Annotated in this window: 12 protein-coding genes and 2 tRNA genes; 5 read left to right on the top strand and 9 right to left on the bottom strand. The window is 34.2% G+C overall.

Annotation, left to right across the window (positions count from 1 at the left end; genetic code table 11):
- Positions 1-51: 51 nt before the first annotated feature.
- The 3 genes from LQU94_RS02025 to LQU94_RS02015 all read left to right on the top strand — a co-directional run bounded on the left by LQU94_RS02025 (position 52) and on the right by LQU94_RS02015 (position 3,288).
- On the top strand, positions 52-711 hold the full coding sequence (locus tag LQU94_RS02025; RefSeq protein WP_230634763.1) for a recombinase family protein: 660 nt from the start codon (positions 52-54) through the stop codon (positions 709-711).
- Between the two features lie 98 nt (positions 712-809).
- Positions 810-2,681, top strand: a complete 1,872-nt coding sequence (locus LQU94_RS02020; RefSeq protein WP_230634761.1) for a DEAD/DEAH box helicase — start codon at positions 810-812, stop codon at positions 2,679-2,681.
- A gap of 520 nt (positions 2,682-3,201) precedes the next feature.
- Positions 3,202-3,288: transfer RNA gene (locus LQU94_RS02015), tRNA-Leu, on the top strand.
- Between the two features lie 212 nt (positions 3,289-3,500).
- On the opposite strand, the gene LQU94_RS02010 is transcribed toward LQU94_RS02015, so the two are convergent.
- From LQU94_RS02010 to ftsH, 6 genes are all read right to left on the bottom strand, one after another.
- Positions 3,501-4,877 carry an aminopeptidase gene (locus LQU94_RS02010; RefSeq protein ID WP_230634759.1) on the bottom strand — a complete coding sequence of 459 codons (1,377 nt, stop codon included), beginning with the start codon at positions 4,875-4,877 and terminating at the stop codon, positions 3,501-3,503.
- Positions 4,878-4,881: 4 nt separating this feature from the next.
- Complete coding sequence (locus LQU94_RS02005; protein WP_230634757.1) at positions 4,882-6,678, bottom strand: acyltransferase family protein; 1,797 nt, start codon at positions 6,676-6,678, stop codon at positions 4,882-4,884.
- Positions 6,679-6,823: 145 nt separating this feature from the next.
- Positions 6,824-6,899 (bottom strand) — tRNA-Lys (locus tag LQU94_RS02000).
- Between the two features lie 58 nt (positions 6,900-6,957).
- Complete coding sequence (locus LQU94_RS01995) at positions 6,958-7,833, bottom strand: DMT family transporter (RefSeq protein WP_230634755.1); 876 nt, start codon at positions 7,831-7,833, stop codon at positions 6,958-6,960.
- Entirely contained in the window at positions 7,833-8,219 is a 387-nt protein-coding gene (locus LQU94_RS01990; RefSeq protein ID WP_230634753.1) for a helix-turn-helix domain-containing protein, read from the bottom strand. Before LQU94_RS01990 ends, LQU94_RS01995 begins: the two co-directional genes overlap by 1 nt.
- Positions 8,220-8,335: 116 nt before the next feature.
- On the bottom strand, positions 8,336-10,186 hold the full coding sequence (ftsH, locus tag LQU94_RS01985) for an ATP-dependent zinc metalloprotease FtsH (RefSeq protein WP_230696351.1): 1,851 nt from the start codon (positions 10,184-10,186) through the stop codon (positions 8,336-8,338).
- 149 nt (positions 10,187-10,335) lie between these two features.
- Here ftsH and LQU94_RS01980 point away from each other — a divergent pair, with 149 nt between their 5' ends.
- The gene (locus LQU94_RS01980) at positions 10,336-10,974 is read left to right on the top strand and encodes a GerMN domain-containing protein (RefSeq protein ID WP_230634751.1); all 639 of its coding nucleotides are present in this window, start codon (positions 10,336-10,338) and stop codon (positions 10,972-10,974) included.
- A 40-nt stretch (positions 10,975-11,014) separates the two neighbouring features.
- Here LQU94_RS01980 and recR read toward each other — a convergent pair whose 3' ends face one another.
- The 3 genes from recR to dnaX are packed head-to-tail and all read right to left on the bottom strand — an operon-like array spanning position 11,015 to position 13,605.
- The gene (recR, locus tag LQU94_RS01975; protein ID WP_230634745.1) at positions 11,015-11,623 is read right to left on the bottom strand and encodes a recombination mediator RecR; all 609 of its coding nucleotides are present in this window, start codon (positions 11,621-11,623) and stop codon (positions 11,015-11,017) included.
- A gap of 3 nt (positions 11,624-11,626) precedes the next feature.
- Positions 11,627-11,968 carry a YbaB/EbfC family nucleoid-associated protein gene (locus LQU94_RS01970; RefSeq protein ID WP_230634743.1) on the bottom strand — a complete coding sequence of 114 codons (342 nt, stop codon included), beginning with the start codon at positions 11,966-11,968 and terminating at the stop codon, positions 11,627-11,629.
- 17 nt (positions 11,969-11,985) lie between these two features.
- A complete protein-coding gene (gene dnaX, locus LQU94_RS01965; RefSeq protein WP_230634740.1) occupies positions 11,986-13,605 on the bottom strand; it encodes a DNA polymerase III subunit gamma/tau in 1,620 nt (539 codons plus the stop codon).
- Positions 13,606-13,754: 149 nt separating this feature from the next.
- Between dnaX and LQU94_RS01960 the strand changes: the two genes are divergently transcribed.
- Positions 13,755-14,009, top strand: coding sequence for a hypothetical protein (locus LQU94_RS01960; RefSeq protein WP_230634739.1), 255 nt, complete (start codon positions 13,755-13,757; stop codon positions 14,007-14,009).
- Positions 14,010-14,038: the final 29 nt, after the last annotated feature.

Genomic DNA, 14,038 nt, shown 5'->3' with positions numbered 1-14,038 from the left:
TTTACGAACATTTATGTTATACTATTGCTATCTTAACAAGGGGGAATCAGAATGAATAACAATTATACATACGCTTATGTAAGAGTATCAAGCAAGGAACAAAACACAGATAGACAAGTAGAAGCAATCAAGGAATATTGTAAACAGAATCAAATTGAATTAGAGGAAAGAAATATAATTATTGATAAAGCAAGCGGAAAAGACTTTAACAGGGAAAATTATTCTGTTCTTCGTAATTCTTTATTAAGAAAGGGAGATACTTTAATTATTAAAGAGTTGGATAGATTAGGAAGAAACAAAACAGAAATCAAAAAAGAATTAGAATATTTCAAAGAACAAGAAATTAGAGTGAAGATATTAAACATTCCTACTACCTTAATAGAATTTACAGGAGAACAATCCCCTCAATGGATATTGGAAATGATAAACAACATTCTAATAGAAGTATTAGGGGCGATTTCAGAAGAGGAACGATTAAAGATAAGACAAAGACAACGAGAAGGAATTGAGATAGCAAAAGCAAACGGAAAACATTTAGGACGTCCTAAAATGAATTTTGAATCCTTAACCGAGAAACAACAAAACCTCATTCATGAATATTATCCAAGATGGCAAAACAAAGAAATAACAGCAACCGACTTTATGAAATTAGTAGAATTAAAAAGAGGAACATTCTATAAAATTATGAATGAATACAAAGAAAGAATGTAATACAATGTATATATAAGACGTCAGAATCGATTCTAAGAGGTTTTTGTTGATGTCACTATAGAATCATATAGGTATTAGAAAGGAATTAGGATATGAACATGAGTTCGAATAATGAAAATTATAACCCCGTTTACATGAACGGCGAAAAGGTATTACAAGATATTATTCAAGCAGAAAAAGAAGGATATAAACATATTCTTATTGTTGCCCCTACAGGTTCGGGGAAAACAAATTTAATGACAAATCATTTATTACCTCATGCAATAGGAGAACAAACGGTATTCCTTTCTAATCGTGCGTTACTAAAAGAACAAACAGCAATAGAAACAACACCCGAGGATATTGTAAGAGGTTTATATAAAAACTATACCTATTGTTATCAGGCTATAGGAAATGCAATCAATACAATATTAGAAGGAGAAAAAATAAAAAGTGAATTAAAGGAATCCAATATAGATGAAAATGAAGAATTAAATAATATCAATGTTGAGGAAATGAAAGAGATTATTCATTCATGTAAACAATTCCTAAAAACAAAAATCAGCAACACAAGATATCTTATATTAGATGAATGTCATTACTTCACTTCTGATAGTGAATTTAACGACAGGACGATAATTGAATATGACTACTTATTAAAGAATACACCTAAAGCGACAAAGATATATTTAACAGCAACACCAGACACATTCTTAAAAGGTTTGGAATACTTTAACGAAATGCACAAAACGGAATTAGAAAAATATAATATAAATACAAAATTAAAAATATTACGACCTATGGAAAATAATATTGTTGACGTCAAAGAACATAACAAAGAACATTATCAGATTCAATTCATTCCTAAAATAAATAAAAGTATTCAAGATAAAAAGAAACATGATATTAGAAGATATATCAAAGACACAAATTTATACAATCAAAAGTTATTAGAATACGAACAAGAAAAGTATTTAACGAAAGAAATCAAAGATAGCAATCAAGAAAATAAGTTCTTATATTTTGCTAGTGATAAAATGTTTGCCGTCCTTATGACTTATTTAGCAAAAGGACAGACAACAGACAATACAATCAATGGTGGTTCTTTTATATGTTCCCTATATGATAATAAAGGTTATGACGATAACGGAAAACAAATACAACAACCTATTAGTTGGAAAGATTATGTTGATATGAAACAAAGAAACAACCTATTAGAGAACAATTATTTTGATTCAAATGTTTTAGTTGCTACAAAAGTTTTAGATAATGGATTTAATATTAACGACAGCAAAGTAAAAAGAATAGTTATAGATTATGCAGAATATGACACAGTGGTTCAAATGATAGGTAGAGTTAGAACCAAAATGAAAGGATATAACAATAAATTAAATATTACTATCATGCAACCAACACCAAACGAAATCACAAGAAAAGTACAAGAGGCAAAAAATAGAGAAAACAAAAATAATAACTCAATTTTACCTCCAACCAATCCATTTCTAAAAGCACAATTAGAACATAAAATAAAGTCATTAAATGATTTAAGAGGTCAAGGAAAATATAATATCCCTACAGAATATGTTAGTATGCTTTCCTACTATTTAGGTTTACCAATGGAAAATATAAATACAATGGAATTAGAAAGATATAACAAATACAAAAGAGATATCAGTAGCAGAATATCAAGAGAAAAGAATAGGATTCAACAAAATAATAAAAGAGCAAAAAAGAAAAAAGAAAAACAAACACAGGCTATTGATAACGCTATAGAATTTATAGAAGAATCTATTGATGACTTTATAAACCTAGAATTATCTAAAGAACAATTTAATAATTTATTAGAAGATATAAATTTCCCTTATAAACAAATAAAAAAAGTAAATGAAATATTTAATAAATTAGGATATAACTTTAATGATAAACAACTAAGAAACCTTGAAAATCCAAAGAAATTTAATAAGATATATACCTTAGTTAAAATTAAGTAATTAAATTAAAACAATACTTTGTGTTTATTTTTTGTTGAAATTCTTTATATATATAGAGAAATCGTGACAGAAAAAAAACACAAAATAAATAAAAGATAAATAAGATTAAAATAAATATTATAAAATACGGGGAATAGTTTTGTTCTATTCCCCTTTTTATTTAGAATAATTAGAATAAATAAATTGTTTGGCTACGGACCAAAAGTCAAGGGTTCGAATCCTCTTAATTAATTTATATAGTTTAATTCTATAAAGAAATATGGGGTCACGTTTCGTGACCCCATTTAGGGAATACAGAATATAAATATTAGTCTATATTTTTTGTGAAGGGTAAACCGTTAAATAAGAAGGAGAAAATTGAATCATGTATTAGTAAACTACCCTTATACATTTTCTGTTGACGTCTATATGTTTTTACATAAAAGTATTGATTAAGATATTGAATGATGGTAAAATTATCATCAATTAAGGGTACAAGTTCAAGGTAATTAACTTTCAATATGTATCTTAGTAGTGATTCGCCGAAGTGATGGAATTGGCAGACGTACTGGACTCAAAATCCAGCGGTGGCAACACCGTGCGGGTTCAAGTCCCGCCTTCGGCACCATGAAGAAACCTGAAGTTTGTAAAATACAGACTTCAGGTTTTTTATTACTATTTTCACAAACCAATTTATAAAAATGAAAAGGCTTTATCTATCTAAGAGAAACTTATAGATGTAGATCTGAATTTTTTATTCTTTTCTCTCTTACTTAAAGTTTTTCCAAAAATCTCTAAAATACATTTCTAAAAAAAAACACAGCCTAAGCTGTGTTTTTCTTATTTTATAAAAGCCAAATATCCTTTGTATGTCATATAGGAATCGGCTTTAGATACCAATTCATAAGGAGCATGCATGGACAACATAGCTGTTCCCATATCCACTACCTCAGCCCCATACTCTGCCAAAATATAGGCTACGGTTCCGCCGCCGCCTTGGTCAACTTTTCCCATGGTTCCTGTTTGCCAAACAACTTTTTCTTTGTTGAGTCTTTCTCGAACCTCTACTAAAAATTCTGCATTGGCATCATTGGTCATAGATTTTCCTCTGGATCCTGTATATTTAATTAAGGTAATTCCATGGCCTACAAAAGCAGAATTCTTTTCATCCATTACTTCTTTGAAGCTTGGATCCATAGCCGATGTTACATCCGCTGAAATCACCTTAGAATTTGCCAAAGCACGACGTACTTTCAATTCAGAATAATCCCCCATAGCATTTACAATTTCTGCCACAGCATTTTCAAAGAATTTTGCTGACATGGAAGTATTTCCTACAGAGCCAATCTCTTCTTTATCCGCAAAAATAGCCACTGCTGTTTCTTTTGGTGCATCTACCTCTAAAATTGCTTTTAAGTTTGCAAAAGAGCACACTCGGTCATCTTGTCCATAAGCAGCCACCATGGAACGATCTAACCCTACATCCTTCGCCTTAAAGGCCGGTACAATGGAAAGCTCTGCCACTTGAAAGTCTTCTTCTACTAAATTGTACTTTTCGTTTAATAATTCCAATACTTTTTCCTTAATGGAATGCTTTTCTTCTCCTTTTTTGGGAGAGTGGCCAATTACCACATTTAACATTTCTCCCGTAATTCCTTCTGCCAAAGTTTTTTTGCTTTGATCCGCTCCTAAATGAGGAAGCAAATCATTAATGAAGAAAATGGGGTCTCCTTCTTCTTCTCCTATAACAATTTTTACTTGGTTCCCTTCTTTATCGTAGGCAATACCATGTAAAGCCAAAGGAATGGTTGGCCATTGGTATTTGCGAATGCCTCCATAATAATGGGTTTTTAACAAGGCCATTTCAGAATCTTCATAAAGAGGACGAACCTTCAAATCCAAACGAGGCGAATCAATATGAGAGGCTACAATTCGCATTCCTTGCTCTAAATCTTCTCCAATAACAAATAAAGCGCAGGATTTGTTTCGATTGTTTAGATAAATCTTATCTCCCTTTTGAATTTTCTTTTCTATGGCCTCTTCTAAGGAAATATATCCCTCTTCTTTCCCTTTGGCAATAATATATTCTACAACTTCTCTTTCCGTCTTTCCTTTGTCGAGAAATTCTTTGTATTCTTCATTGTAGGAAAATAAATGTTCCCTTTCTTTTTCGTCAATAATCTCCCATACGGATTTTTTTTCCATAGATAGCTTCATTTTCTCACTCCTTTATCTTTTTCCCCGTTTCTTCTTTTGGTTCTATACTGGATGCCAGAATCATTTTTCCGATCATCTGTGCTTTCATCCGCTTCCCTGACTCCTTGGTTTCTCCTGTTTCTGAATCAAATAAATCCCCTTGGGAGTTTGCCAAAGAATACCAGTCTACCAAAAATACATTTTGATTTTGATTGGCTACGGTTTCTAATTTTTGATTGAAAGAATCTACCCAAGGATTGTCAGAAACAATATTTACCAAAAGAATTCTCTGCCCGTCGGCCACTTTTACTATTTCTTGTAAAGTAGAAATATCAAAATCTGAATTTTCTCCTAAATGCAATACTATAGGCGTATTGTCCTCCGCCATGTTATCTGCAGTATTTTTTACTAAGTCCACAATTTCATAAAATTGTCGGCCATTTTTCCCGTTATAAATCATCTTTGGCATGTAGTATTTGTATTCCGCTTCATTTTGAACCAAAGAATCGTCTCCAATAAATACGCCCACTTGTTTACTCAAATTTTCCATGTCCAACAGATTTAATCGGTAATTGGGTTGTCTCGCATTGATTTGTTCAACAGAGGCTTCGATTTCCTTTGGAATCTGATAAGGTTCGATTTCTTCGATTAAATCTTCTTGTTCTTCTTCTTTCTTCTCAGAAGTGTTGGATTGTTTTATAGGTGCTGTTTCTTTTCCCCTTGCCATAGGTTTTTGTGTAGCAAAACTATATCCTTGCATTCCTATAAAAAGGATAGCCAAAACCAAATAGATTCTGCCCTTTGAACGAATGCTCAACCGATATATAACCTCTACCACAAAAAAAGTAAGAAGGAGAGATAAAATTACCCCAACTATATTTGATACAGATGCAAGAAAAGGAATTTTTTCCACAAGTATTTTGACAGGATAACTCCATAAAAACAAAAGATAAGCTCTTTTCCCCAAAGACATTACCCATTCCATGGTAATAACATTCGCAATCAGATTTTTTTCTTTTACAATGCTAAACAATAAAATTCCATTTAAGAAAATTACCAATATAGACAAGAAAAAATGAACCGAATGATTTCCATTTAATATGAACAAAGTAAACAAAAATAACGCAATCAAAGTACCGGCAATCATATCCAATACATTTCCGAATTCTTTATTTCTTTGTAAATATCCATAAGCGCCTAAAATAACGCCCCAAGAAAAGGCAAATATTTGTGTGTCAACGCGCATAAATAGTGACATTTTTTCTCCTACAAAAAAGTAAGAAATCATCAATATAATCACCGATAATACCATGATTACCAGTTGGAAAAAAAGGACGTTGATTTGTTTTTGTTTTGTTTTTTTCCCGAATAAAAACAAAGACCATAAAATAAGCAATTGAAATACCAAAGAAGGAAACCATAAATGCGAAACCAAAGTGGTTACATTTTGTTTCAAATAGCTAAGGCCACCAAAAACTTGGAACCCGTTTTGAACCATAAAAAATCCAGAGAGTCCTTCTCCTCGAAACAGAGGAAAAGTATCCCAAAAAAAGATTCCTTGGAATAGTGCAGAAATGCATAATACGGGCAAGACAGGACGAACCCATCGTTTCCATTGCTCTACTAGAAATGGCCCTGGATATGTTTTGGATTGAAAATATTCTCCCACCATTTCATATCCTATAAGGGTTATCCAGAAAGTAAATAGCAATATGCCGCCAGTAAGAATATTGGAAAAACTTTGATACAAAAGAATGGGTAAAATTAACGCTCCTTGCAAAACGAGTAGTCTATCTTTTAATTCTTTTTGTCTTTCTTTCATTTCACTTCCTCATTTTCTTAAGATATATTTTACATTATAGCATAAAGGAAAAATCAAAAATAAATTTTACCTTATTTCGTTTTCTTATTTACATAAAAGAATAAAAAAAGAACTTCAAAAAGCAAAAGCTTCTTGAAGTTCTTTTTGGTGCACCTCCAGAGACTCGAACTCTGGGCCCACTGATTAAGAGTCAGTTGCTCTACCAACTGAGCTAGAGGTGCATAAATTTTTCAACAAGAACAATTATACACCTTTTCTTATCTTTTGTCTATTCACATTCTATCGATTTTGAGAGAAAAATACAATGATAAAACTGCTGACTAAAATGAGCACAATCCCTAAAATACTTTTTACAGATAAAATTTCATTTAACACCAAAAGCCCTACTAAAACTCCCACTAAAGGCTCAAATGTACTTAAAATAGAAGTTTTTTCTGCTCCTATTTTCTTTACAGAAAGTTGATAAAATCCAGTAGCAATTACAGTCAATACATTGGAGAATAAGAACAATCCTATCCAAACAGGAAGGGGAAATTCCCATAGAATGGGCTCTAAGAAAAAGGAAGAGAAAAGAATCAGAATGGCCGCTACAAAATTTACAACACTTAAAATAAAATAGTGATTCAGTCCATAGAAGGTAAATTTCCCAAGAAATATAGAATAAAAAGCGTAGGTTACACCGGAGAGAAATGCCAAAAACACCCCGAACCCACTTAAATTGGAATCCAAATCGTTAATAAGAAAAACCCCCACGGTACAAAGCAGAACGCTAATTCCTTCTACTTTCGTTAATCGATTTTTGTAGAGAAGAAACCCTAAAATAGCAATTACAGCAGGATAGCTAAAATGCAATGCTGTAGCGGCTCCTGAAGAAATATGGGAATAGGAACTGAATAACAGCAAAGAAGTAGCCCCAAAAAACAATGACAATAAAATAATTTTTGGCTTATCTCCTTTTTCCCAGGCGTTAGAACTTTCCCGGCGAGATAGAATCCATAGAGTCGGCAAACTCAAAATAAATCGATAAAAAACGAGGGAAATCGGATTGATATTGTATTTATACAAAGAAATTGAGAAAAATGGCATGAATCCAAAGACAAGAGCTGAGATAATCGCATGACTATAATCAAAGACTCCATTTTTTATTCTATCCATTATTTTTTACTCCGTTTGTAGGATTTGCTTTCCCAATAGGCGTCCAATATCCCTTTCATAAGGCTATCTTTTTGTTCTTCATTTACCAGTTTCGAAGAAAAAATTTCTTTTGCATTATCTAAAATTTGTTTCATTTGAAGATATTCTTCATACCCTTCGTCAAATTTTGATCTAGGAACCAATCCCTCATCTTCTGTTAATAGATAATTCAAATCTACAGAAAAAATCTCTGCAAATTTCCGATATACTTCCCTTTTTTTAGGATAACTATCTCCCAATTCATAATTTTTAATGGTCCTAACACTCAAACCCACAGAATCTGCCAATTCTTGCTGAATCCATCCCTTTTCTATACGTAACGCCTTGATTTTTTCTCCAAATTTCATAAAAATCCTTCTTTCTCTTTTTATCTCCTATAGAAAGGATATCGAAATCTAGGATTTCTGACAAGACCTTGAGAAATATTTCCAAAAAAAATACCCATATTCCTATGGGCACTTTTTTATTCCATTTCATCCAATGGTTCTTCTGTTTTTTCTTCTATTTGAGGTTCTTCTTGTTTTCGAAGAATTTCCATAAATTCTTCTCCGGTTATAGTCTCTTTCTTCAATAAATAGTTTGAAATGGCATGAAGAGCATCAATATTTTCTCGTAGAATTCGATGACTTTCTCCTTGGGCTTTTTCTAACATTTTTGCAATGGCTTGATCAATCTCGAAAGCTCTCTGGTCTGAAACCATCAAAGAGGTGTCTCCTCCTAAATATTTATTGGTTACATTTTCCATGGCAACAAAACCAAATTCATCGCTCATCCCGTATCTCGTAATCATGGCACGGGCAATTTTTGTAGCCTGTTCAATATCATTAGAAGCCCCAGTTGTTCTTGTGTTGAAAATCAATTCTTCTGCAGCACGACCGCCGGTAAAAGTAACAATTTTATTGAAAGCTTCTTCCTTGCTCATAAGGAATTTTTCTTCTTCGTCGATTTGCATTGTATAACCCAATGCTCCACTTGTACGAGGAATGATTGTAATTTTATGAACCGGAGCCGAATCCATTTGTTTCGCTGCAACCAAAGCATGTCCTACTTCATGGTAAGCAATCATTTCTTTTTCTCTTTGACTGATAACCATATTTTTACGCTCATATCCAGCAATAACAACTTCCACGCTCTCCATTAAATCTTCTTCGCTCATTCGCTCTCTTCCTTGGCGCACGGCTCGAAGGGCTGCTTCATTTACCATATTGGCTAAATCCGCTCCACTTCCCCCTGCTGTAGCACGAGCTACTGCATTGTAATTGATGTCCTCTTCTGTCTTCACTTCTTTTGCATGAACACGTAAAATCGCTTCTCGTCCATTTAGATCTGGAAGCTCTACAGGAATTCTTCGGTCAAAACGTCCCGGACGCAATAAAGCAGGGTCTAAAGATTCTGGACGATTGGTAGCCGCTAAGATAACGACGCCACTTTGTCCTTCAAATCCATCCATTTCTGCCAAAAGTTGATTTAATGTTTGTTCCCTTTCGTCATTTCCTGACAATCCAGCCCCATCTCTTTTCTTCCCAATGGTATCAATCTCGTCAATGAAAACAATACAAGGAGCTTTCTGCTTTGCTTGTTCAAACAAATCACGAACTTTTGCAGCACCTAGTCCAACAAACATTTCTACAAATTCGGAACCAGAAATCGAGAAAAAAGGTACTTTCGCCTCTCCAGCAACGGCTTTTGCCAAAAGAGTTTTTCCTGTTCCCGGAGGTCCTACTAAAAGGGCCCCTTTGGGCAATTTCGCTCCAATACTTGCATATTTCTCTGGATCATGTAAAAAGTCTACAATTTCTGTTAAAGCTTCCTTCGCCTCATCTTGTCCTGCAACATTCTTAAAAGTAATTCCTTCCACGCTTTGGTCATAGATTTTTGCATTGCTCTTTCCAAAGCTCATAGGTCCAACTCCGCCTTTTCCCATGCTCTTTGTCATAGAGCGTAAGAAAATTTGTCCTACAACTACCATAAGGATAACCATAAAGGCAAAGCTTGTCAAACTTTGCAATAAAGGATTTAATTCATTGGGATAGACTCGGTCGAAATCCACTCCATTGGTGTAAAGGCGATCTACCAACCCTTCGTCAGGAAAACGAGCCGTTTCGTATTTTTTGACCGTTTCTCCTTCTTTTACATCGAAATAAATCGCTTTTTCCCTTAAATGGGCTTTTGAAACTTCTTTATTTTCTACCATGGTCAAAAATTGATTGTATTCAACCGTCGTAATCTCAGATTTTTTGTCCGTAAATTGTGGCATTACTACAAAGGATATTAAAAATACCAACACAATTGCAATTCCGTAATACAACAGCATCGGTTTGTTCCATTTTTTCTTCAATTTTTTCCTCCTATTCTATCTAAGATAATTATACACTAGTTCGAGAACATTCAATCAATTTCACATAGTTTTCATTGTATAACCCCGATCTTCTGTTACTATAGAAGAAAGGAAGGTGAAATTATATGAAAAGAAAAAGTATTTTTATGATTGCAGGTTTATCTCTTACATTGGTTGCTTGTAATGCCACTCCTGAAGAAAACGGAAATATGGCTACAGAGAACACCTTAAATGAATCTGCAAAAATTGTAGAAGTAGAAAACGGCAATACCTTAGAAAAAGAAAACAATACAACAAATAACGAAGCAAAAGAAACCAATAACGCAACTTCTGAAACAGAGGAAGCAAAAGATTATAGCGTTTCTTTAACGTATCCTACTACGGATTACATAGTAGATGGAAAAGAAGATCAAAAATTTAAGAAAATTGAGACAAGCATTTCAGCCGATGAAAATGAAATTGTTGAAAAAGTTATAAATCAACTTGCAACAACACCAGAAGGAGAATCTGTGGAGTCTAGTGGATTGGAAAAATTAACCGTAAATTCTACCTCTTTTAAGGATGGTGTAGCAACTGTTGACTTCTCTTCTGAAAATTTATCTGGATCTTCATTGGATGAAGAAGTGGTCCTTAGTTCGATTGTAAATTCCCTATTGTCTGTAGATGGAATCAAAAAAGTAGAAATCTTAATTGATGGAAATACTGCTGAAACTTTTATGGGACATATGGATATTTCCCAACCATTCGACAACTTTATTCAATAAAACATAAAAAAAGAGCAAGCCTTTTCGGCTTGCTCTTTTTTTAATACGAACGAAATTCTGTACGATGATCTAAGGCTGTTGCCACAGTAATTTCATCGTAATATTCAATATCTCCACCAAAGGGAATTCCTTGGGCAATGCGAGTAACGCGAACATCGATTGGTTCTAAGGTTTTCGCTAAATACAAAGCCGTTGTATCCCCATTTTTGGTAGGATTGGTAGCCAATATTACCTCTTTGATTTCGTCGGACTTTAATCTTTCTAACAATTCTTTGATACGTAACTGGTTGGGTAAAACCCCTCTATCGGGAATAATGGTTCCATGAAGCACATGATACAATCCGTTATACTTCCCTGTTCTTTCCATAGCCAATACATCCCTAGGAGATTCAACCACACAAATCGTAGAATGATCTCGATGGGAATTGCTACAAATACTACAAGGAGTTTGATCCGTGTAAGAACAGCAAACAGGGCATTCTTTGATTTCTCGCTTCGCCGTTAAAATAGCAGAAGCCAGCTTTTCCACTTCTTCTTCTTCTCTCTCCAATAAATAATAGGTAAGCCGCTGAGCCGATTTTTCTCCTACTCCTGGCAAACGAGACAATTCATGGATAAGAGCCTCTAAAGGTTTTTGATCCAAATTCATAGATTAAAACATTCCTGGTAAATTCATTCCACCAGTAAGCTTCGCCATTTCATTCTGTGTTTTTTCTTCGGCAATGTTCATTGCTTCTCTTAAAGCCGCAATCAATAAATCTTCCAATGTTTCCACATCTTCTGGATCCACAACTTCTGGATCAATTTGAATCGAAACAATTTCTTTTTTCCCATTTACAGTGGCCTTTACCACTCCACCGCCACTAGATGCTTCAAATTCTTGGCTATCTAAATTCGCTTGCATTGTTTCCATATCTTTTTGAAGCTTTTGAATTTGCTTCATCATTCCGTTCATGTTTTTTCCACCCATACCTGGGAATCCGCCTCTTGCCATTTTCATCCTCCTAAATGTTAATCAATAATTTCTATATTCTCTGCTCCAAATGCTTCTAACACTCGATCCAACTGTGAATTTTTTTGAGAGATCTCAGATTTTACCTCTTCAATCGTAGAGTCCATTCCCTGAGCTACCTCTAAAATAACTTTCTTATTGGAAGGATTCATAATCGCTTCTTTATGAAAAGTATATCCCTCTTCAAAGGCAATATAAAGAACCCCGTTCTCTATTCGATCCAAACTAGCATCCCGTAACAATGCAAATATATTCGGACGAATACCCCGAATCGAATTTTTCATTTGTTCCCAAAACTCTTGGTAATTAGCAATATTCGATTCTTTTTTCATAGGTTTTTCTATTATATCATCATTGGAATTTTTATTCAAAATCTCCTTAGAATCCTTCTTCCTTGTTTCCGAAACCATTTCTTTAGAAGAAGCAACCCCCTTTGAAGGTTTTTCTTCTTCCTTTATCAATCCCATTTTTTCCCCTGAGTTCGCCTTTATTGGGCTTTCAAAAGAAAATTTTTCAGAATCATTATAGGATTCTCCTATCTTTTCTTCCAAAGAAAGCATAGTAAGAAAGGTAACTTCACACAATAATTTTTTGTCCTCCGAATAACGGAAGTTCCCCAAAGATTTAGATAGGATTTGAATAAAAGAAAACAACTGGTGAGAAGAAAATTCATTCCCTTGCTCCAATAAAACTTTCCCCTCTTTTTCTCCATATACAACGGGAGGTTTTCCTGTTGTCTTTGTCACCAAAAGATCCCGACAATATCCCATTGTCGTCTCTAAAAACAAGGATAAATTTTTACCTCGTAAATATTCTCCTTCTATTAGTTCCAACAAAAAATGTCCGTCTCGATTGATCAAAGCGTCAAAAATTCTCTGAAGAATTTCTATATCCGTAAGCCCTAAGGTTATTTTTACCTCTTCCTCCGTTAAAGCGTCCAGCTTCACTCCCATTGTTTGATCCAAAATCGACAAGGCATCTCGCATGGCTCCATCACTATGGGAGGCAATCAAACGCAAAGCGGATTCTTCGAAAGGCAACCCTTCCTTCTCTAACACTTCTTCCAAATCCGCTACAATATCTTCCATTTTTAATCTTTGAAAACGAAACTTCTGTGTACGAGAGGTTATTGTCGGAGGAATTTTTTCTGGCTCTGTCGTTGCCAAAATAAATACCACATGAGCGGGAGGCTCTTCTAAAATCTTTAACAAAGCATTAAAAGCACCTTTGCTCAACATATGGACCTCGTCTATAATATATACTTTTTTTTCTGCGAAAGAAGGAGGATAAATAGCATTGTCTTTTAATTCACGAATATCATCTACACTGTTGTTACTCGCCGCATCCATCTCTACTACATCAAGAATTCTTTCCTCTAGAATTCCTAAGCAAGTAGGACATTGATTGCAAGGATTTCCTTCTACAGGATTCTCACAGTTGATGGCACGGGCTAAGATTTTTGCCGCTGAGGTTTTTCCCGTCCCTCTAGTTCCTGAAAACAAATAGGCATGACCGTACGTTTTCTCTTTCACTTGATTTTTTAATGTCTGAACAATCACTCTCTGACCGCGAATTTCATCGAAAATTTTTGGTCTATATTTTCTATACAAAGCTTGCATAATATCCCTCCATCTTCCTTATTATAGCAAATATTTTCTATGGAAATAGAATAATCGTTTTTTTTTGACAATTCAATCACATTTCTTTCACATTTGCCCGATATACTAACAACATACTAAATTGAATTGAAACCTTAGGAGGTACAAAAATGAAAAAATTTGCAAGTGCATTAGCAATTGGTACATTAATGTTAGGTATGGTAGCATGCCAAAGCAACGCTGAAGAAGCTAACAACGCTGCTGCTAACGCAGAAGCTGCTGCTAACAACGCTCAAAACGCTGCTGTAGAAGCTAACGCTGAAGGTAACGCTACTGAAGCTGAAGCTGCTGCTAACAACGCTATGGAAGCTGAAGCTAACGCTGCTGCTGCTAACGCTGAAGCTGCTGAAGCTACAGCTGAGTAATCTTAACAAAAAATGCTCCGGTTTTTCCG

It is taken from the genome of Peptoniphilus sp. KCTC 25270, from assembly GCF_021012875.1.
GTDB lineage: Bacteria > Bacillota > Clostridia > Tissierellales > Peptoniphilaceae > JAJMZJ01.
Note: the sequence above shows the minus strand (reverse complement) of the source record. Positions and strands in the feature narration are given on the sequence as shown.